Origin of the sequence: Blastomonas sp. AAP53 (genome assembly GCF_000331245.1) — a bacterium.
Classification (GTDB): Bacteria; Pseudomonadota; Alphaproteobacteria; order Sphingomonadales; family Sphingomonadaceae; genus Blastomonas.
In genome coordinates, this window is the sequence record NZ_ANFZ01000021.1 from 22,335 (window position 1) to 40,263 (window position 17,929).

18 protein-coding genes are annotated in these 17,929 nt (G+C 64.8%); 14 read left to right on the plus strand and 4 right to left on the minus strand.

Annotated elements, in window-relative coordinates; translation table 11 throughout:
* The first annotated feature begins 7 nt into the window (after positions 1 to 7).
* The 4 genes from D618_RS0115850 (at position 8) to D618_RS19165 (ending at position 2,862) form a co-directional block, all read left to right on the plus strand.
* The gene (locus D618_RS0115850; RefSeq protein ID WP_017672515.1) at positions 8 to 904 is read left to right on the plus strand and encodes a class I SAM-dependent methyltransferase; all 897 of its coding nucleotides are present in this window, start codon (positions 8 to 10) and stop codon (positions 902 to 904) included.
* A 102-nt stretch (positions 905 to 1,006) separates the two neighbouring features.
* Positions 1,007 to 1,390: a dihydroneopterin aldolase gene (locus D618_RS0115855; RefSeq protein ID WP_017672516.1), complete on the plus strand. Its 384-nt coding sequence runs from the start codon at positions 1,007 to 1,009 to the stop codon at positions 1,388 to 1,390.
* A complete protein-coding gene (locus D618_RS0115860; RefSeq protein ID WP_026091764.1) occupies positions 1,387 to 2,172 on the plus strand; it encodes an SDR family oxidoreductase in 786 nt (261 codons plus the stop codon). The genes D618_RS0115855 and D618_RS0115860 overlap by 4 nt, the downstream gene beginning before the upstream one ends.
* A gap of 27 nt (positions 2,173 to 2,199) precedes the next feature.
* On the plus strand, positions 2,200 to 2,862 hold the full coding sequence (locus D618_RS19165; RefSeq protein ID WP_152414788.1) for a fasciclin domain-containing protein: 663 nt from the start codon (positions 2,200 to 2,202) through the stop codon (positions 2,860 to 2,862).
* 7 nt (positions 2,863 to 2,869) lie between these two features.
* Here D618_RS19165 and D618_RS18690 read toward each other — a convergent pair whose 3' ends face one another.
* A complete protein-coding gene (locus D618_RS18690) occupies positions 2,870 to 3,547 on the minus strand; it encodes a cyclic nucleotide-binding domain-containing protein (protein ID WP_040370960.1) in 678 nt (225 codons plus the stop codon).
* A gap of 263 nt (positions 3,548 to 3,810) precedes the next feature.
* On the opposite strand from D618_RS18690, the gene D618_RS0115875 reads away from it, so the two are divergent.
* The 5 genes from D618_RS0115875 to D618_RS0115895 all read left to right on the plus strand — a co-directional run bounded on the left by D618_RS0115875 (position 3,811) and on the right by D618_RS0115895 (position 14,202).
* The gene (locus D618_RS0115875) at positions 3,811 to 5,193 is read left to right on the plus strand and encodes a multiheme c-type cytochrome (RefSeq protein ID WP_017672520.1); all 1,383 of its coding nucleotides are present in this window, start codon (positions 3,811 to 3,813) and stop codon (positions 5,191 to 5,193) included.
* 94 nt (positions 5,194 to 5,287) lie between these two features.
* The gene (locus D618_RS0115880; RefSeq protein WP_026091765.1) at positions 5,288 to 7,270 is read left to right on the plus strand and encodes a heme-binding protein; all 1,983 of its coding nucleotides are present in this window, start codon (positions 5,288 to 5,290) and stop codon (positions 7,268 to 7,270) included.
* 342 nt (positions 7,271 to 7,612) lie between these two features.
* Complete coding sequence (locus D618_RS0115885; RefSeq protein ID WP_238550704.1) at positions 7,613 to 9,433, plus strand: hypothetical protein; 1,821 nt, start codon at positions 7,613 to 7,615, stop codon at positions 9,431 to 9,433.
* Complete coding sequence (locus D618_RS0115890) at positions 9,414 to 13,721, plus strand: hypothetical protein (RefSeq protein WP_017672523.1); 4,308 nt, start codon at positions 9,414 to 9,416, stop codon at positions 13,719 to 13,721. The genes D618_RS0115885 and D618_RS0115890 overlap by 20 nt, the downstream gene beginning before the upstream one ends.
* 4 nt (positions 13,722 to 13,725) lie before the next feature.
* Positions 13,726 to 14,202, plus strand: coding sequence for a hypothetical protein (locus tag D618_RS0115895; protein ID WP_017672524.1), 477 nt, complete (start codon positions 13,726 to 13,728; stop codon positions 14,200 to 14,202).
* A gap of 12 nt (positions 14,203 to 14,214) precedes the next feature.
* On the opposite strand, the gene D618_RS18695 is transcribed toward D618_RS0115895, so the two are convergent.
* The gene (locus D618_RS18695) at positions 14,215 to 14,547 is read right to left on the minus strand and encodes a hypothetical protein (RefSeq protein WP_017672525.1); all 333 of its coding nucleotides are present in this window, start codon (positions 14,545 to 14,547) and stop codon (positions 14,215 to 14,217) included.
* Complete coding sequence (locus D618_RS0115905) at positions 14,544 to 14,735, minus strand: hypothetical protein (RefSeq protein ID WP_193746734.1); 192 nt, start codon at positions 14,733 to 14,735, stop codon at positions 14,544 to 14,546. Before D618_RS0115905 ends, D618_RS18695 begins: the two co-directional genes overlap by 4 nt.
* Positions 14,736 to 14,847: 112 nt before the next feature.
* Here D618_RS0115905 and D618_RS0115910 point away from each other — a divergent pair, with 112 nt between their 5' ends.
* The 4 genes from D618_RS0115910 to D618_RS0115925 are packed head-to-tail and all read left to right on the plus strand — an operon-like array spanning position 14,848 to position 16,976.
* Positions 14,848 to 15,567 carry a S24 family peptidase gene (locus D618_RS0115910; protein ID WP_026091766.1) on the plus strand — a complete coding sequence of 240 codons (720 nt, stop codon included), beginning with the start codon at positions 14,848 to 14,850 and terminating at the stop codon, positions 15,565 to 15,567.
* A 46-nt stretch (positions 15,568 to 15,613) separates the two neighbouring features.
* Positions 15,614 to 15,868, plus strand: coding sequence for a type II toxin-antitoxin system RelE/ParE family toxin (locus tag D618_RS0115915; protein ID WP_017672528.1), 255 nt, complete (start codon positions 15,614 to 15,616; stop codon positions 15,866 to 15,868).
* A gap of 9 nt (positions 15,869 to 15,877) precedes the next feature.
* Positions 15,878 to 16,261, plus strand: a complete 384-nt coding sequence (locus tag D618_RS18700) for a helix-turn-helix transcriptional regulator (RefSeq protein WP_017672529.1) — start codon at positions 15,878 to 15,880, stop codon at positions 16,259 to 16,261.
* A 37-nt stretch (positions 16,262 to 16,298) separates the two neighbouring features.
* Complete coding sequence (locus tag D618_RS0115925; protein ID WP_026091767.1) at positions 16,299 to 16,976, plus strand: MBL fold metallo-hydrolase; 678 nt, start codon at positions 16,299 to 16,301, stop codon at positions 16,974 to 16,976.
* A gap of 158 nt (positions 16,977 to 17,134) precedes the next feature.
* Here the strand turns inward: D618_RS0115925 and D618_RS0115930 are convergent, their stop codons facing one another.
* Positions 17,135 to 17,533: an MAPEG family protein gene (locus tag D618_RS0115930; RefSeq protein WP_017672531.1), complete on the minus strand. Its 399-nt coding sequence runs from the start codon at positions 17,531 to 17,533 to the stop codon at positions 17,135 to 17,137.
* A 219-nt stretch (positions 17,534 to 17,752) separates the two neighbouring features.
* Here D618_RS0115930 and rpmF point away from each other — a divergent pair, with 219 nt between their 5' ends.
* Positions 17,753 to 17,929 carry a 50S ribosomal protein L32 gene (gene rpmF, locus D618_RS0115935; RefSeq protein ID WP_026091768.1) on the plus strand — a complete coding sequence of 59 codons (177 nt, stop codon included), beginning with the start codon at positions 17,753 to 17,755 and terminating at the stop codon, positions 17,927 to 17,929.

A 17,929-nucleotide genomic window follows, 5' to 3' on the forward strand; every position in this document is an offset into this window, starting at 1 on the left:
CCGTCTCATGGCCATACTCGATCCGCAACCGGTGCTGATGATTGGCGAACCGCGCGCGGATTACACGCTGATCGACAGCGGCGGCGGGCGCAAGTTTGAGGCTTACGGCCCGTATCGCTTCGTCCGCCCCGAGCCGCAGGCGATGTGGCCGACCAGCCTGGCCGACTGGGACGCCGATGGCGCGTTCATCCCCGGATCGGACGAGGACGGCGGCGGACGCTGGCAGCTCGAGCCGAACGTACCGCGCGAGGGCTGGCCGCTCGCGTGGGAAGAGGTGCGGCTGACCGCGCTCAACACGCCGTTCCGACATCTGGGCTTCTTTCCCGACATGGACCCGGTGTGGCGCTGGCTGCGCGGGCATATTGCGGATCACCAGGGCGAGGAAAAAGCCAGGGCGCTCAACCTGTTCGGCTATACCGGTGTCGGCACGCTGGCGATGGCGGCGGCAGGCGCGCAGCTCACGCATGTCGATGCCTCGAAGAAGTCGGTGGCCGCAGCACGCGCCAATGCCGCGCTTTCGGGCATGGACGATGTGCCGATCCGCTGGCTGGTCGATGATTGCGTCAAGTTCGCCGCGCGCGAGGTCCGCCGCGGCAAACGCTATGATGCGATCCTGCTCGATCCGCCCAAGTTCGGGCGCGGACCCGAAGGCGAGGTGTGGAAGCTGGAAGAGCATCTGCCCGCGCTGATCGCCGATTGCCGCCGCTTGCTCGACGACCAGTCGGCTTGCCTGTTCCTCACCGTGTATGCGGTGCGCATGTCGGCGCTGGCGCTGGGCGAGCTGCTGGCAGCGCATTTTGCCGATCTGCCGGGCAAGATCGAGATCGGCGAACTGGCCGTGCGCGAACAATCGGGCGGGCGGCTGCTACCCACCGCGATCTTCGCGCGCTGGTCGAATGTCTGAACGCTTGCGTTGCGGCGCACAATTTGCGAACGCGCAGCCACATTGACGACGTGCCGGCAGTTCCGGCAGTCGCCGCTCTCCTGATAGAATTGGCACTGCACGTTGACCGACACCACGCCCGATAGCCTGATCCTCGAAGTTGCCGATTTCGACGTCAACGTCCTCACTGGCATCTATTCCGAGGAAACCAAACTGCCGCAGCCGCTGCGTTTCACCATTGCGGTCGAAATGCTGGCTGAGGACCATTACGGGCCCGATACGCCGCTGTCCGCCTCGAAGAACTATATGGACCTCAAGCACGCGGCTTCGACCGCGCTGCCGCAGGGTGTGCATTTCACGCTGATCGAGGCGGTGGCCGACCATGTCATCGAGACCTTGTTCCTGCAGGATGCGCGCATCTGGCGGATCAAGCTGAAGATCATCAAGCTGGCGATCGCGGAGAACGGCGAATCGATCGGCATCACGCTGACCCGGACCCGCCGGTGAGCGGCCCGCCGGTGCCTCGCGTTGCCCTCGTGACCGGCGGAATGCGCCGGGTCGGTGGGGCCATCGCGGCGGAACTGGCGCGCGCAGGCTGGGCGCTGGCGCTGCACGGACGCAGCGACCTCAACCCCGAACCGGCATTGGCGCAGACGCTGCGCGATTGCGAAACGCCGTGGCATGGCTTTGCTGCCGATCTGGCGGACCCTGCTGCACCCGATGCCCTGGTGGCTCAGGTGACCGCGCATTTCGGGCGCGCGCCGATGCTGCTGGTCAACAACGCCTCGCTGTTCGAATATGATGACTGGCACACGATGAGTGCCGCGATGCTGCAGGACCATTTCGCCGTCAACCTGTTCGCCCCGATGCTGCTGACCCGTGCAGTGGTCGCGGCCGCAGGCGAGGGGGATTGCCCCGCGATCGTCCAGATCATCGACCAGAGGGTGCGCAACCCCAATGGCGACCAGCTGTCCTATACGCTGTCCAAACAGGCATTGGCCGAATCGATCCGCACACTGGCGCGGGCATTTGGCGCGCGGGCGCGGGTAAATGGCGTGGCTCCGGGCCTGACGCTGGCGACCGAAGACTATGACGAGGCGCAGATGGAGCGGCTCGCGGCGCGGATGCCGCTGCATCGTTTGTCGACACCGGGAGACATTGCGCGCGCAGTGCGTTATCTGGCTACAGAACCCGCGATCAGCGGTCAGTTGCTTTTCGTCGATGGCGGTGCCCATATGCTCAGTATGGAGCGGGACTTCGTTTTCCTCGACAAGCAGGACGACACCTGACCGCCCGCCCGATTATTGGAGATCACCATGCGTTTCACTGCCACTGTCCCCCTTCTGGGGCTTGCCCTCGCGCTTTCGGCCTGTGGCAGCCAGGATGGCGGTGGTGATCCGGTCAAGCGCGTCGATGCCGCGAGCCTGGACGCGCAGGATGCGGCTGCGGCGGATGTGGACGCGATCCTGCGCGTGGACGAGGTGGTGCTGCGCAATCCCGACCTGTCGACGCTGGCGCGCGCCATCAAGGCGGCGGACCTGAACGCTGCGCTGGCTGCGGAAACCCCGATGACCCTGTTCGCACCCGACAATGGCGGGTTCGACAAGCTGGGTGTCGACACGCTGGCCGAATTGCTGCTGCCCGAGAACAAGGGCCGACTGGCGATGGTGCTCAACTACCACGTCATCCCTGGCCGCCTGAGCGTGGCTGATATGCGCAAGCAGATCGCGGACAAGGGCGGCAGCGTCGAGATCGAGACGCTGGAAGGCGAGCGGCTCAATGTCTCGATCGAGCTCGACCAGCTGCGCCTGTCCGATGCCAGCGGCAATGTGGGATCGGTCACCACCGGCGACCTGAAGGCGAGCAACGGCATGGTGCACGTGATCGAAACCGTGCTCAGCCCACAGGAACGCGCGACCCAGGGCGCGGCGCGGCCAGCGGCGACCGCATCGCAACCAGCGGTGACCCCGGCCGAATAACGCCGGGTCAGCTGCTCGCCAGCGCAGCGTTGGCGGCGCGCAGCTTGCGGTCGAGCGCGCTGTTGATCTGCCGCTCGATCACGGTGCGGGCATCGGGGTGCAATTCCAGATACTGGCGCAACTTGGGGGCGGAGACGCACCAGAACCGGCTGTCCTCGATCAACCGGACAGTGCCGGTGGCCGGCTCTCCGCTCAACGCCGTGGCATCGCCGATCAGATCGCCGCTGCCAACCTGCCCGACAACATTGCCGTGCAGGCTGATCTGCGCGGCGCCGTCGTGCAGATAGAACAGGTGGCTGATCGCCTCGCCCTCGTTGATCAGGATTTCGTCGGCGCGGCCCGTGATCCAGTTGCCCTGGTCCATCAGGTGGCGGGCACCGGCGCGGGTCATCTCGTCCATGAAGCTGGCCCGCAGCGCCTCTTCTTCGGACGAGAAGCGCGAATTGCGTTCCGCCATCAGATAGCCCAGCAGCATCGATGCGCCGGTGACCAGCAGTACGAAGAACCACAAAGCCAGCCCCAGATCGTTGGCAAAGCCCAGAGCATAGCCAAGGCCCGCGATCGACGACAAAACGATACCGACTCGCATCCACGGCATCGGCGGGGCGATAAGGGCGATCGCCAGGATCATGAACGCCAGATGCCCCAGCCAGGCTCCGTCGGAAAACCCCAAGCCTAATGTCATGCCCCAATCTCCAGATGTGCAGCGCAGCATGGCAAATGTCCCACGTTGCGGCAAGCGGCGCAGCCGGAATTCGGTCATCGCCTTGATCCACCGGTTTTTTGCAACCGCCGCCAATCATTGCCTTGAAAGTGGCAGGCGAACCGGCGATAAGGCTGCGAAGACAAGACTAAGGGGTCGCATCGTTAGTCTATCGGGGGCCGGTTTCTCGCGAAGCCGGGGGAAAAGCGACGATGCACACATTACGGCTTTGGGCCATATCTCGCATGGGTGGATTGCGTGCCGCGTTTGTCGGCGCGACCTGTCTTGCCATGGCGGTCGGCGCTTTGTTCATCGCAAATCTGGCAGGGGCCGAGCGGCTCGAGGCGCAAGCTTCGGCCGCTCCGCGTGGCACGCACATGGGCGTGGGCAGCTGCGCCGGATCGACCTGCCACGGCCGCAACGAGGCCGATGGCGCCGTCGTGCGGCAGGACGAATTGTGGCGCTGGCAGGAAGAATCGACGCCCGGCGGCGCGCATTCGCGTGCCTATCGCGTGCTGGGCGAACCGCGCAGCCTCGCCATTGGCAAGAAACTCGGCATCGGCGATCCGCGGTCTGCCGCGATGTGCCTGGGCTGCCATTCCACCCCGGCCGCATCCAGGGGCGCGCGCTATCAGGCCAGCGACGGCGTCAGCTGCGAAGCGTGCCACGGCGCAGCATCGGGCTGGTTGTCGAGCCATTACGCCACGGGCACCAGCCACGCGCGGAATGTTTCGCAGGGTCTAGTGCCACTGGAAAGCGCGCAGGCGCGTGCTGGCGTCTGCCTCGACTGTCACCTGGGCAACGACGCGCCCGGCCAGTTCGTCAACCACCGGATCATGGCGGCGGGCCATCCGCGCATCGCCTTCGAGCTCGACCTGTTCTCGACGCTCACCCAGCATCATGACGAGGACGCCGATTACCGCCAGCGCAAGGGCAAGACCAATTCGATGCGCATGTGGGCGGTGGGGCAGGCGATCGCGCTCGACCGATCGCTCAGCCTGTTCGGCAAGCCCGGTCTGGGCACCGAAGGCATGTTCCCCGAATTCTATTTCTTCGATTGTCACAGCTGCCACCGCCGGATCTATGACGAAGAGGATGCCCGTCCGGGCAAGCTGAGCAATCCAGGCCGTCCGATCCCGTCGGGCATGCCGCCCTATAACGACGAGAACATGATCATGCTCTCGGCGGCGGTGCGGATTGCCGCGCCCGAACTGGCGGGCCAGTATGAAGGCCAGGCGCGCGCGTTCCACGCCGCGATGGCACAGGGCAGGGGCCCGGCGGTCGAAGCGGCCAACCGGTTGCGCCAGACCGCGATGGCGCTGGCGGATCGGTTCAGCCGCAGCGATTTCACCCGCGCGCAGACTTTTGCGATCATGGAATCGATCGCGAGCGAGGCGATTTCCCCACGCTTTACCGATTACGAAGGCAGCGTGCAGGCGGTGATGGCGGTGGATACGTTGCTCAGCGGTCTGGTGACGCAAGGCCAGGTCTCGGGCGGTGCGGCGACATCGCTGCGCGCGCAGATCAACCAGGCCTATGCCGCCGTTGCCGAGCCGAATGCCTACAAGCCGCTGGAATTCCGCCGGGCCCTTGGCGGGGCCGTGCGCACCATCCGGTCGTTGCAATAACGCCGGTGGGCAGGGAGATGACCGCAGTGGAACGTTTGGGTGAGTTCAGTTCTGTGACATCGGGCCGGGTCGCATGCCTGCGGAGTATCGCGGCATGATGCGGATCGGAAAGATGGCGACGTCGCTGGCGGCGATGGCCCTGGTGCTCACCTCGTGCGGGGGCGGCAACAGCAGCGGCACCACGCCTGCGCCCAGCCCGACGCCCACCCCCAATCCCGCGCCGCCGCCCGCCGGTGGCAATTTCACCGCGCCCGCGCAGGAATCGCTGAGCGTCGGCGAGGTGCAGCAGATCATCGCGCAGGCGGTGGGCGAGGCGCAAAGGCGCAACCTGCCATCGGTGATCGCGGTGGTCGACCGGGTCGGCAACGTGCTCGGCGTGTTCCGCATGAGCGGCGCGCGCACGCTCGCGCGCACCAGCGCGCTGACCGAAGCGGGGATCAACAGCCCGCTGGTCGATGCGCAGGGGCTCGACGTTCCGGCAGAGATCGCCGCGATCTCCAAGGCGGTGACCGGCGCGTACCTCTCCAGCGGCGGCAATGCGTTCTCGAGCCGCACCGCCAGCCAGATCGTGCAGCAGCATTTCCCGCCTGCGCCTTCGACGCGCGGGCTGGAAAGCGGACCGCTGTTCGGCGTGCAGTTCAGCCAGCTGCCCTGTTCGGACCTGTCGGCGCGCTTTCAGGCGGCAGGCGGCGCATCGGCGCTCATTGGCCCCAAGCGTTCGCCTTTGGGCCTGGCGGCTGACCCCGGCGGGCTGCCGCTGTACAAGAACGGTGTCGTCGTCGGCGCAATCGGCGTCATGGGCGATGGCGACTATGGCTTCGACCCCAACATTCTCGACCGCGATATCGATCCCGAAGAGGCGATCGCCTTTGCCGGCACGCAAGGATTTGCCGCCGCCGAGGCCATTCGCGCCGACCGGATCACCGTCGATGGCACGACACTGCGCTTTTCCGATATCATCGCCAGCGACATCGGCCCGCTATCGGGCAACTTTGCTGCGATCAACGGGACGGCGGGCAGCGTGATCGCGGTGCGCGGCTACAGCACGGCGTCGATCATTGCGGGCACCCCCTATGGCACCGAGGCGTCCGGAATGCGTGCCGCACGCGCGGCCGAATTCGCCAATGCCGATGCGTTCATCCTCACCGATGGTGCCGGCAACAACCGCTATCCGATCCGCGCCGGGACTGACAGCGTCAGCAATTCGCAGCCGCTGACCGCCGCGGAGGTCCGTGCCATCCTGGAAGAGGCGTTCACGGTGCTGACCCGCGCGCGCGCGCAGATCCGTCGCCCGCTCGACAGCCGCATGCAGGCGTCGATCTCGGTCGTCGATACGCATGGCGAGGTGCTGGGCATCGTCCGGTCGCCCGATGCGCCGATCTTCGGCATCGATGTCTCGTTGCAGAAGGCGCGCACAGCGATGTTCTTCTCGCACCCGCAGGCGGCGTCCAATCTCATGTCCGCCGGCGGCGGCGTTGCCCCGTTCGTGTCGGCGCTCCGCACGTTTCTCGGTAATCCGCAGGCGCTGACCGGGACCATCGCCTTTTCGGACAGGGCAAACGGCAATCTGTCGCGGCCGTATTTCCCCGATGGTGAACTGGGTCGCCCTCCCGGTCCGTTCTCGCGTCCGATCGAAGATTTCAACCCGTTCGCGGTGGGCTTGCAGGTGCAGCTGGTGGCCGCCAACATCATCCAGCATTCGCAGTTCGTCTCGGGCGCTTCGCCGACCGATACCGCGCAGCGGTGCACCGCGCTGCCCGATACGGTGCAGGGCCAGAACCGTCTGGAAAACGGCATTCAGATATTCCCCGGATCTGTTCCGATCTATCGCGGCAACGTGCTTGTCGGCGGTATCGGCGTTTCGGGCGACGGCATCGATCAAGACGACATGGTCAGCTTTCTCGGGCTGAACAACGGTGGCGCGCGCGTCGGCACGGTGGGCAATGCGCCCAAGGACATGCGCGCCGACCGGGTGGTGGTGAACCTGGGCAACGCGCAGGTGCGGCTGCGCTATGTCAGCTGCCCGTTTGCGCCGTTCCTCGATACCAACACCCAGAACGTCTGCGAGGGTCTGTAAATGACCGTGCCGCTCGTTGCCCTGATCCCGCTGATGGCCTTCGCCGGGACTGGCGACGTTGCAGGCGCGCCCATCGCCGGGCCGGTGCTGCACAGCGGCCCGCAGACCGCGGTCGCGGCGCTGGCCGCTGCCGAGCTGGGGCGCAGCGTGGCATTGACCCGCATCGCGTTGACCGCCGATGCCGCGCCGGTGGCGCGGACGACAAGGACGGCCGCGCCCGCCGCACCGCAGCGTCTCAGCTCGCCGCGCGCTTTGGCCGATCATAGCCTGTTCTTCCAGGGCGCCGCCGATGACATGCTGCTGCTCACCGCCGAGCAGGAAGCACCGTCGGCTCCAGGGGCAATGCCGCCGCCTGCCGATACCGATGCCGATGCCATCGAAGCCGACGAAGCGCTGATCGACGATCGCCGCCGCCCCGGCGTTGAGAAGCAGCTGCCCGATCGAGTGACGCAGGACAATCCGGGCGCGGTGCGCGCGCCTGCGCCCGAGGCTTTCCCGACCGACGAGTTTCCGGTGCCCGATCGCTGGCGCATCGTGACTTCGCTGTGCCCCAAAAAGGGCGGCGATCAGTCGATCTATGGCCTGTATCCCAACCTCTCGAGCGTTTGCCGGTCGAAGCTCGATCCGTACCACCAGAACATCCTCAAGGGCGACCGGCCTTTGCCCGAAGGCAAGCGCCCCGGCTTCCTGAAAGAGGACGACTGGTTCTTCGTCGCCAACGTCGTGTCGGACACCGTGGTCGAACCGCGCAGCTTCCCGACCCCGGTAGGCGTCCAGACAACCTCGCGGCCCGACAGCCTCGACGTGTTCGGCCGCGCGGATTCGTTGGTGCTGGCGCAGACGATCATCGCAGGAGTGGCGCTGATCAAGGGCGAGACGACGTACAAGCCGCCCGCGATCGAATACCGCCTGACGCTGGCCGCGCAGGTCAACCATGTTGACGTCAACGAGCGGCGCATCCTGTTCGTCGAGCCATCGCGGCCTACGCACCGCACCGACCATTTCGTGGGGGTGCAGGAAGCGTTCATCGATTATCACCTCGGCGCCTATGACACGTCGCGCTATGACTTCATCTCGGTGCGCGCGGGCATCCAGCCGATGCAGGCCGATTTCCGCGGCTTCCTGTTTCAGGACAACCAGCTGGGCATCCGCCTGTTCGGCAACCGCGACAACAACCGCTTCCAGTTCAATGTCGGCGCGTTCTGGCGGCTGGAGAAGGACACCAATTCGGGCCTCAACAGCATCGTCGATAGCCCGCGCGACGACTGGGTGTTCTTCGCCAACGCCTATCGCCAGGATTTCCCGCTGGTCGGCCTGACCAGCCAGCTCTCGGTCACGTACAACATGAACCGCGAGGGCGGGCGCGAGCTCAAGATCGACGACAACGGCTTCCCGGTACGGCCGGCGCTGCTGGGCGACCTGCGCAGCCGCGAATATGACGTGGTGTATCTGGGCTATGCGGTCGATGGCCGCATCGGGCGCATCAACCTGACCGGCCAGCTGTACGGCGCGTTCGGCGAGGATCGCAACAGCTTCTTCACCAGCCGCAAGGCCGATATCGCCTCGTATTTCGGTGCGGCGGAGCTCAGCTATGACAGTGACTGGGCGCGCTTCCGCCTGCAGGGCCTGTTCGCCAGTGGCGATGGCGATCCGTATAACGATACCGAGGCCGGGTTCGACGCGATCTTCGAGAACCCGATCTTCGCAGGCGCTGATACCAGCTACTGGATCCGCCAGGTCATTCCGTTTGCCGGCGGTGGCCGCGCGGTGGGCGTCAACACCCGCAACGGCATATTGAACAACCTGCGTTCGTCGAAAGAGCAGGGCCAGTCGAACTTCAACAACCCCGGCACGGTGCTGCTGGGCGCAGGGGCGGACTTTGACCTGAGCGCGACGACGCGGCTGTCGGCCAACGTCAACCATCTGTGGTTCCACAAGACCGACACGATCGAGGCGCTGCGTCAGGAGGGCACGGTGCCCAGCTCGATCGGCACCGATGTCTCGGCAGCGTTGATCTGGCGGCCCAATGCCAACCAGAACCTCGTCTTCCGCCTCTCCGGCGCGGTGTTCGACCCGTCCAGGGGTTTCCGCGACCTGTTCACCCAATCGGGCAAGTCAGACCTCTTTTATTCGGTGCTGTTCAATGCAATTCTGGCGTACTGATCGGGCGCGCGGCAACGCGCCAGCCTTTAACTGGAAGCTGCTGCTGGCGGGGCTGTTGCTCGTCACCTTCACTGCGCTGCCCGCCGATCAGTTGCTCGCATCGAGCAAGGAAAAGGCGCAGAAGGTCAAGTACACCTTCACCGCGCCCGCGCCCGCAAACCAGGAATGGGCCGAGGCCGACGCCAAGAGCGCAGGCTGCCAGAGCTGCCACACCGCCAGCGACCACAAGACGATGCACGCATCGCCCGCCGTCGTGCTGGGCTGCACCGATTGCCATGGCGGCGATGCGGCGATCATGGGCGACAACGCCTGGGGCCGCGACAGCCTGCCGTATCAGGACGCGCTGATGAAGAGCCACGTGCTGCCGAAATATCCGGTGGCATGGAAATGGCCGTCTTCGGCGAACCCGCAGCGCTCCTACGCGCTGCTCGCCAAGGAAGCGCCCGAGTTCATCCGCTTCGTCAACCCGTCCGATTACCGCGTGGTGCGCGAATCGTGCGGCGCCTGCCATATCGAGATCATCGAGGCCTCGGAGCGCTCGCTGATGGCGACTGGTGCAATGCTGTGGGGCGGCGCGGCGTATAACAACGGCATCGTCCCGTTCAAGAACTACATGTTCGGCGAGGCGTTCACCCGCGATGGCAAGCCGGCGATGATCAAGTCGGCGGCGACCGAAGCGGGCGCGGCGCATGGCACGGTGACCGCTGCCGAAAAGGCGCGCGGCGCGCTGCCGGTGATGTATCCGCTGCCGACCTGGCACATCCTGCCGCCGGGCGACATCTTCCGCGTGTTCGAGCGCGGCGGGCGCAACATCAACTCGCAGTTCCCCGAAATCGGCCTGCCCAATATCGGCGGCATCATCCAGCGTCTCGAAGAGCCGGGCCGCCCTGACCTCAAGCAGTCGAACCGGGGCCCGGGCACGGGCCTGCGCGTGGCGGTGCCGGTGATCAACATCCACAAGACCCGCCTCAACGATCCGTTCCTGTGGCAGATGGGCACCAACGACCAGCCCGGCGACTATCGCGCTTCGGGCTGCGCGGCGTGTCACGTCGTCTATGCCAACGACCGCGAACCGCGCCACAGCCTAGTGTACGCCAAGTACGGCCGCGACGGCCAGACGATTACCGACGATCCCACGATCAACACGCTGACCGAAGGGCAGAAGCGCCCCGGTCGCTATGGCGATTATGACGCGGCAGAGCATCACGAAGAGCATGGCGGCGATCACGGCACGACGCTGGCCGAAGGCGCGAGCGAGCACGGCGCGTCGCATGGAGATGGCCATGGCGGCGGCGATGGTCATGGTGCCAAGGACGCGCACGCCGAGAAAGCCGCGTTCAAGGAAAAGGGCCACCCGCTCAAGCATGCCTTCACCCGCGCGATCCCGACTGCGCAGTGCATGAACTGCCACATGCACCAGCCCAACATCTTCCTGAACAGCTATCTTGGCTACACGATGTGGGATTATGAATCCGACGCGCCGTTGATGTGGCCGGGGCCGGAAAACCGCGCGCCCAAGCCCGAGGGCATGTCCGAACAGGATTACCAGCGGATCTACAAGCAGCAGCATTATCCCACCGCCAAGGAGGTGCGCGCGACGCTGGACCGCAATCCCGAAGGCGCAGCTGCGCGCGGCCTGTGGTCGGATATCGATTTCGTCCGCAACGTCTATGACCTCAACACCGAGGCCAAGGACACGCAGTTTGCCGATTACCACGGCCATGGCTGGAACTTCCGCGCGATCCTCAAGCGCGACCGCAAGGGCAATCTGCTCGATGCGGAAGGCAACATGGCGACCTGGGGCACCGATACCGCCAACATGGTCTTTCCGGATGATCCGGAGAAGTTCCGCAAGGCGGGCGAGGGCAAGTTCGTCCCCGTCGGCACCAACCCCGGCAAGTCGGTGCACATGATGGACATCCATGCCGAGCTCGGCATGCAGTGCGTCGATTGCCACTTCAGCCAGGACGGGCACGGCAACGGCCTGATCTATGGCGAGGTCGCCAACGCGGTCGAGATCGGCTGCAAGGACTGCCACGGCACGCCCGATGCCTATCCGACGCTGTTCACATCGAACCTCGCGGCCCGGCCCAAGGGCAACAACCTGTCGCTGATCCGCAATCCCGATGGCCAGCGCCGGTTCGAATGGATGAAGGACGCCAGCGGCAAGCGCGTGCTGCTGCAGCGGTCGGTGCTCGATCCCGAACTGTCGTGGCAGGTCAGCCTGGTCAAGGACGCGGTCGACCCCGCCAGCCCCGATTTCAACCCCAAGGCCGCGCGCTCCAAGCTGATGGCGAAGGATGGTGCCAACACAGGCAAGTACAGCTTCGGTCCCTCAGTCGCCAAGGCCGACCGCGCGCACAACACCGAAGAGATGGCGTGCTTCACCTGCCATCTGAGCTGGACAACATCGTGCGGTGGCTGCCATCTGCCGATCGAGGCCAACTGGAAGGCCAAGGTCCACAAATACGAGGAAGACGAGACGCGCAACTATGCGACCTACAACCCGCAGGTCGCGCGTGACGAGATGTTCCAGATCGGCCGCCACCAGACGAGCAAGGGCAACATCATCGCCCCGATCCGCTCGACCTCGGCGCTGATCCTGTCGTCGACCAACATCAACCGTGAGCGCATCTATGTGCAGCAGCCGCCGATCTCGGCACCCGGCTTCTCGTCACAGGCGTTCGCGCCGCATTTCCCGCACACCGTGCGCAAGACCGAGACCAAGCAGTGTTCGGATTGCCACCTCAGCGAGGCGAACGACAACAATGCGGTGATGTCGCAGCTGCTGCTGCTCGGCACCAATTTCGTCAACTTCGTCGGGCTCAACAGCTGGTTCGGGCTCGAAGGCGGCTTCGAGGCGGTGCGCGTCACCGAATGGGACGAGCCGCAGGCGGTGATCGGATCGTATCTCCACCGCTATGCCTATCCCGACTATTACAAGCTGCATGTCGAACAGAACGGCCGCGAGCTGAAGAACTGGACGCGCGGTCCGATCTTCGACGACAAGTTCTCGGGCGAGACCTATGCGCGCGAAGAGTTCGCCAATGTCGTCCAGGGCACCGACGGCCGGGTGAACTGCCTGCAGAACCGGGGCGAGTACATGTTCGTTGCGGAAGGCAAGGGCGGTTTCCGTGCCTATGACATCGCCTCGATCGGCAACAAGGGCTTTTCCGAACGCATCATCCGCGCGCCGTTCTCGTCGCTGGGGCATGACACGCACGTCAAGACGACCAACGCGACCTGCATGGCGATCGCCACTACGCAGCCGATCGCACCGACGCGCAACACGCCCGAAATGCGCGAGGCCAATCAGGAACAGCCGTTCCGCGCGGTCTATCACTACGCCTTTGTCACCGACAGCGTCGAAGGACTGATCGCGGTCAACATCGATACGCTGGCCGATGGCGAATTCCGCAACAACTTCTTCAAGCGGACGCTGACCTGGAACCCGGACAATGTGCTCAAGGGCGCACGCCACATCACCTTGGCTGGCGACTTTGCCTATATCACCGCCGATGCCGGGCTGGTCGTGGTGCGGCTGGCGGATGATCCGCCCGCCAATGCGCCGCGCGATTTCGACTACAGCAAGCTCAACCCCCGTCTGATGGCGGTGCTGCCGCTCAATGATGCGCGCGCAAGCGCGGTGCAGTTCCGCTATCTGTGGGTCACCGATGCCGACGGCATCAAGCTGTTCGACATCACGCGGCTCGAAGCGCCCGTCGCGGTGCCCTCGGGCACGGTACGGCTCGCCGATGCACGCAAGCTCTATCTCGCGCGCACCTTCGCCTATGTCGCCGCCAAGCAGGACGGGCTCGTCATCATCGACATGACGAACCCCGAAGCGCCGCGCGAATACATGCGCTACAACGCCGGCGGCCTGCTCAACGATGCCGAGGATGTGATCGTCGGTTCGACCAACGCGACACTGTTCGCCTACGTCGCCGATGGCCGCAACGGCATGAAGGTGCTGCAGCTGACCTCGCCGTCGAGCCAGCCCAATTTCTACGGCTTCTCGCCCGATCCCCGGCCCGATCTGATTGCGTTCGCGCGCACGCCCTCGGCCGCATTGGCGGTGGCCAAGGGGCTCGATCGCGATCGCGGTGTCGATGAATCGGGGGGGCAGATGGCAGTCTTCGGGCGGCTGGGCTCGCGGCCATTCACCCGCAGCGAGATGGAAAAGCTGTTCCTCAACCGCAGCGGCAAGCCATACAAGGTCAGCGACACGGTGACGATGGCCGACTGGCTCGGTCCGCGTCCGGCGATGCTGGCAGCCAGGGGGCAATAGCCGCGTGTTCAGGGGGCTGCTGACCCGCGTCTTCGCGCGGCGGCAGCCCAGCATGGCCAACGCGATTGTGGCGGGCATGGCGCCGCTGCTGGGGGACGAGGCGCTGGCGGTGATCGTCGGCCTTATCCCGCGGCACTTTGGCCTTCGCGATCTGGGCGGCGCCCAGCCGATCGCCGATGGTGCCGAGACACGGCAGGCGATGGCCGATGCGCTGCAGCAGCACCAGCCGGTCACGCCCTATTACGTGATAGACCTTTTTCGGAGGCTCGATCTGGCGGCAAGCGATCCCAGCGGACTTGCGCTGTTCGATGCGGCGCTGGCAGCCGAGCTGGCCAAGGCGGCTGTGGCACGGGCTGGCAAGCCGCCACAGGTGGCGCTGTCTGGCTTCGATCCGGCGTCTATCGCATCGGACCGGCTGCGCTATCCGGCGTCAGCCATTGCAGCCAATGCGTCATCCATCGCCGACCGCTGGACCGATTGAAGGCACGCGCGATCAATCCGCTTCGACGGTGAGCGCTTCGATCGTCAGCGTCATCATCGGCGTGCCTTCTGAGCGGCGGTGCACTTCGGTGATCGCCAGATCGGCCACCAGATGACCCGCGATGGTGAATTCATGCTCGGGCAGGGTCTTCGCCAGCCATGCGCCGGTTTCGACTCCCAGACTGTTCTCGAATGAAATGCGCATCACGTGGCGCATTCCGGTGAAGGTGGCGCTGGCCCAGGCGGTGCCGCGATGCTCCTCGAGCTGCGCTGCACCTGCGGCCAGCGTCAGCACCGCGCGGATCAGCGCGGTGGCGGGGTCGTGGCGAATCTTTTGGTGGATCATGCCTGCTCCTGCCGGTAAATGTTCATGAAATGTTCTATTCGTTGGCGCAAGTCTTCGCGAGGTTCACGGCCATTGCGCAGGTCATCGACCAGCCGGGGATCGCGCGCGGACAGGCGACCGAAGCGGGTGCGCGGCATCCCCGTTTCGCGCAGGAATTTTTCGACCAGGCGCAGCAGCGGCATCGGCATGTCTCCTCGAATCGAACGGCAGCGGCGGGCCGCTGGTGGGAAGTAGTAATAATCCTATAGGCGATTCGCAGAGTGTAGGAAATATCCTTGAAGAAACTGCCGGCCGTGCTATATGTCCAATATGGAGCATGATGTTCGCCAGACGCTGGAGCGGTTGATCGCGGCGCGGGGCGTGAGCTTCGCCGGGGTGTCGCAGCTGCTCGGCAAGAACCCGGCCTATATCCAGCAGTTCATCCGCCGAGGATCGCCAAAGCGGCTCGACGAGCGTGACCGGCGGTTGCTGGCGCAGTTCTTCGGCGTGTCGGAACAGCAATTGGGCGCGCCCGATGAGGCGCTTCCGGACGGGCGATCAGATCTGGCGCAGTCCAGGGGTGGGCGCAGCGTTCCTGCGCGCAGTGGTCATCGCAGCCTGCCCGCGCGCATGCGGCTGATCCCCCGCCTTGCGGTGGGCGCATCGGCGGGGCCGGGCGCACTGGCCGAGGATGAGGCACCGGTGGCCGAAATCGCGTTCGATGAGGCCTGGCTGCGGCGACTGGGGGCAGGGTCGGACGCGGTGACGATGATCCAGGTCGAGGGCGATTCGATGGCCCCGACGCTCAGCGATGGCGACGACATCCTCGTCGCCACGCCCGTCGATACTGGCAAGCGTCGCCGCGATGGCATTCATGTGCTGCGCATGGACGATGCGCTGATCGTCAAGCGGCTCGCCTTCCGCCCGGATGGCAGGCTGTCGGTGACTTCGGATAACGCGCTTTACCCGAGCTATCCGGATGTCGCACCGGAGAGCATTGCGATCGTGGGGCGCGTGATCTGGGCCGGACGGCGGGTTTGATCGATTGGTTATAGGATTTTCGTACGAACCGTTATAGCATGATGACGTGCGTCAGATCATCTATGCCCGAGATGCCCTGAAAACCCTGCGGTCAATCGACAATGCGACCGCGAAGCGGATTCAAGTCAAGGTTGCGCAATATGCCGATGACCCGGCAAGTTTGGCCAACCAGGTCAAGCGGCTTAAGGGCGAGGATCGATTGTGGCGACTGCGGGTCGGGGATTGGCGGGTGATATTTAACGAGGACAGGGTGGTCGTTCATATCGTGCAGATCGCGCCACGTGGCAGTGCTTATGATTGAGGTTAGCTAATGGGTTACGAACCGCAGCACTTTACGGCACCCGATGGTACCAAGATGGTCGTTCTGACCGCTGCCGAATTCGACCGGTTGCGTGATCTTGCTGATGATGCAGAGGACGTGGTCGCCGCGCGTCTGCAATTGGAGCGTATTCGCCAAGGCGAGCAGGGCGTTCCTGGGGAGGTTGTCGCGTTCATGATCAATGACGAGATGAGCCCCATCGCTGCATGGCGCAAATATCGGGGCATATCGCAGACAGATCTGGCGGAAAAAGCGGGCTGCAGCCAGGTCTGGCTGAGCAAGATCGAGGCGGGCACAGCGCGCGGTGCTGCCAAGCTGCGCCGTGCCATCGCTGGTGTGCTCGATGCTCCGCTGTGGTCGATCGAAGACGACTGACTTGCACCCACCCGCCATCCTTGCCACATAGCTTGGCATGACCGACACCTCCGCCAACCCCGCCCAGCCGCCGCTTCGTGCCGCGATCATTCCGGTGACGCCGTTGCAGCAGAACTGCACTTTGATGTGGTGTACTGAGACAATGAAGGGCGCGCTGGTCGATCCGGGCGGCGATCTGCCCAAGCTCAAGGCGGCTGTGGCTCAGGCAGGCGTGACGCTGGAAAAGCTGCTGGTGACGCATGGGCATATCGACCATTGCGGCGAGACCGGCACGCTGGCGAAGGAGCTGGGGCTGACGATCGAAGGGCCGCACGAGGAAGACCGGTTCTGGATCTCGCGGCTCGATGACGATGGCCGCAATTACGGGATTGCAGGCGCGGTGTTCGAGCCTGATCGCTGGCTGAAAGATGGCGATACCGTCACCGTCGGCAATCTGGTTCTCGATGTCATCCATTGCCCGGGGCACACGCCGGGGCACATCGTCTTCCACCACGCGCCGTCAAAGCTGGCGATCGTGGGGGACGTGCTGTTTCAGGGATCGATCGGCCGCACCGACTTTCCGCGCGGCAACCATCAGGACCTGATCGATTCGATCACGCAGAAGCTCTGGCCGCTGGGGAACGAGACGGTGTTCGTCCCCGGACATGGACCGACGAGCAATTTCGGTTTCGAACGCCAGCGCAACGGCTTTGTTGCGGATCACGTGCTGGCTTAATTCTCTCCCCAGGTGTTGTGCGCGTTCCCCTCCCTGGCCATGGAGGGGTTAGGGGTGGGTCTGCGGCGGTATAGGGCGGACGGCTTTTCTGTAACGGCCTACCCACCCCCAGCCCCTCCCTCAGAGGGAGGGGAGCTTTTGGAGCGGGAGGTGCGCCCTCACGCTACCGGCAGAATGCTCGCGACATAGACCGCATAGCCCGACAGCCCGAGCAGCGTCAGCAGCGTGGTGATCGTGCCGATCGTCCGGCCCAGCCCGAAGGCGCCGCCATCCATGCCCAGGCCATGTGCCAGCCGGCCGATCATGTAGACCACGCCGACCACCCACAGCCAGGTTGCGGCATAGCCTGAGCACTCCAGCGCGCCGATCAGGATCAGCACGAACGGCGTGAACTCGACGAAGTTGGCCTGCGCGCGCATGCGGCGGATGACGAATTCGTTGCCGCCATCGCCCACGCTCACCTTCTGGCTGGTGCGCACCTGGCCGATGCGGATGGCAAGCCAGATGTTGATCAATCCGGCGGCGGCGGCCATGGTGAGTGTCAGCGGCAGGTTCATATGGTCTTCCCTCAGCGTTGCGCCACTGTGCGTGTGGCGATTTCCGGGCGAGGGGTAGCGTGACAATGCTTGCAACGCACGAGATTTTCGCTATAGCCCCGCCTTCGCACGCGAACGGGCTTTGTTGCTCCGCCGGCTGGCTGCGCAAAACGCGCCCGCTACGGAAAACATGGCAATATCGCATTGATAGACAAACAAATAAGGTAAGCAGATCCTGCCATGGCTGTTCCTAAAAGAAAAACCTCACCTTCCAAGCGCGGCATGCGTCGCAGCCACGATTCGCTCACCGTCGATGCGTTCAGCGAATGCTCGAACTGTGGTGAACTGAAGCGCCCGCACCACGTTTGCGGCGCATGCGGCCATTACAACGGCCGTGAGGTGCTTGCAGTCGCCTGA

Excerpts from the sequence above, each read along its gene's own strand:
- D618_RS0115850 (WP_017672515.1), top strand. The coding sequence starts at position 8 with ATGGCCATACTCGATCCGCAACCGGTGCTGATGATTGGCGAACCGCGC.
- D618_RS19165 (WP_152414788.1), top strand. The coding sequence starts at position 2,200 with ATGCGTTTCACTGCCACTGTCCCCCTTCTGGGGCTTGCCCTCGCGCTT.
- D618_RS18690 (WP_040370960.1), bottom strand. The coding sequence starts at position 3,547 with ATGACATTAGGCTTGGGGTTTTCCGACGGAGCCTGGCTGGGGCATCTG.
- D618_RS0115875 (WP_017672520.1), top strand. The coding sequence starts at position 3,811 with ATGGGTGGATTGCGTGCCGCGTTTGTCGGCGCGACCTGTCTTGCCATG.
- D618_RS0115880 (WP_026091765.1), top strand. The coding sequence starts at position 5,288 with ATGATGCGGATCGGAAAGATGGCGACGTCGCTGGCGGCGATGGCCCTG.
- D618_RS0115885 (WP_238550704.1), top strand. The coding sequence starts at position 7,613 with ATGCCGCCGCCTGCCGATACCGATGCCGATGCCATCGAAGCCGACGAA.
- D618_RS0115890 (WP_017672523.1), top strand. The coding sequence starts at position 9,414 with ATGCAATTCTGGCGTACTGATCGGGCGCGCGGCAACGCGCCAGCCTTT.
- D618_RS18695 (WP_017672525.1), bottom strand. The coding sequence starts at position 14,547 with ATGATCCACCAAAAGATTCGCCACGACCCCGCCACCGCGCTGATCCGC.
- D618_RS0115905 (WP_193746734.1), bottom strand. The coding sequence starts at position 14,735 with ATGCCGATGCCGCTGCTGCGCCTGGTCGAAAAATTCCTGCGCGAAACG.
- D618_RS0115910 (WP_026091766.1), top strand. The coding sequence starts at position 14,848 with ATGTCCAATATGGAGCATGATGTTCGCCAGACGCTGGAGCGGTTGATC.
- D618_RS18700 (WP_017672529.1), top strand. The coding sequence starts at position 15,878 with ATGGGTTACGAACCGCAGCACTTTACGGCACCCGATGGTACCAAGATG.
- D618_RS0115925 (WP_026091767.1), top strand. The coding sequence starts at position 16,299 with ATGACCGACACCTCCGCCAACCCCGCCCAGCCGCCGCTTCGTGCCGCG.
- D618_RS0115930 (WP_017672531.1), bottom strand. The coding sequence starts at position 17,533 with ATGAACCTGCCGCTGACACTCACCATGGCCGCCGCCGCCGGATTGATC.
- rpmF (WP_026091768.1), top strand. The coding sequence starts at position 17,753 with ATGGCTGTTCCTAAAAGAAAAACCTCACCTTCCAAGCGCGGCATGCGT.